Source organism: Mycobacterium sp. IDUB_28 (assembly GCF_055419285.1).
Genome location: NZ_JBVAXK010000035.1, coordinates 1 through 1079 on the forward strand (window position 1 = coordinate 1; position 1079 = coordinate 1079).

Consider the following 1079-nt stretch of genomic DNA (forward strand, 5'->3'; position numbering starts at 1 on the left):
TGGGACTCTGTTGCCCGAGTGCTTGGGCAGGAAGAATCACTAACGACATGGCATCGAACAGGCGCCGGCGGCATACGCCGGATCAGATCATCCGCAAGCTCGCCGAGGGCAACAAGCTGCTCGGGACCGGCCAGGAACTCGGTGAGGTGTGCCGGCACCTGGAGGTCGCGGAATCGACGTGGCATCGCTGGGTGGCGCAGTACGGCGGTATGAAGGCCAACGACGCGAAACGGCTCAAGGAACTTGAAGCCGAGAACGCCCGCCTGAAGAAGCTGGTCGCAAACCAGGCCCTCGATATCGACATGCTCAAGGAGATCTCGTCGGGAAACTTCTGACCCCGAACCGCAAACGCAATGCCGTTGCGGCGCTGCGTGAGCGGTTCGGGGTGTCCGAGCGCCGCGCCTGTGCGGTCGTCGGGTTGCACCGTTCCACGATGCGCCTGACACCGGCACCGGTCACCACCGAGGAGGCCGAGCTGCGGGCCTGGCTGCGCAAATTCTCTACCGACCGCCCTCGCTGGGGATGGCGACGGGCGGCGAAGATGGCCCGCCGAGCCGGCTGGAAGGCCAACAACAAACGCATCCGCCGGTTGTGGCGTGAGGAGGGCCTTCGGGTGCCGCAGCGGCGCCGCAAGAAGCGCCTGACCGGGGTCGGTGTCGTCGTGGGTGCGATGTCCCCGATCCGCCCGAACGTGATCTGGGCGATGGACTTTCAGTTCGACACCACCGCTGATGGGCGCACAGTGAAGATGCTCAACGTCATCGACGAGTTGACCCGCGCAGCACTCGCGATCGAAGTCGATCGATCCATCGACGCCGACGGAGTGGTCGCTGTGCTGGACCGCTTGGCGCTCGTCCACGGGGCGCCGCATTACGTGCGTTTCGACAACGGCCCCGAGTTCGTGGCGTACGCCGTGGCTGATTGGTGCCGATTCAACAGTGCCGGTTCACTTTTCATCGATCCGGGCTCGCCGTGGCAGAACGCCTGAATCGAATCGTTCAACGGACAACTACGCGACGAGCTGCTCAACGCGTGGCGGTTCGATTCGCCGCTGGAAGCCCGGGTAATCATCGAGGACT

General features: G+C 64.4%; 1 pseudogene. It reads left to right on the plus strand.

The window, feature by feature from the left end:
- Nucleotides 1-47 precede the first annotated feature (47 nt).
- Nucleotides 48-1079, plus strand: a pseudogene (locus ACZYZ9_RS26415) (IS3 family transposase); the annotation flags it as partial.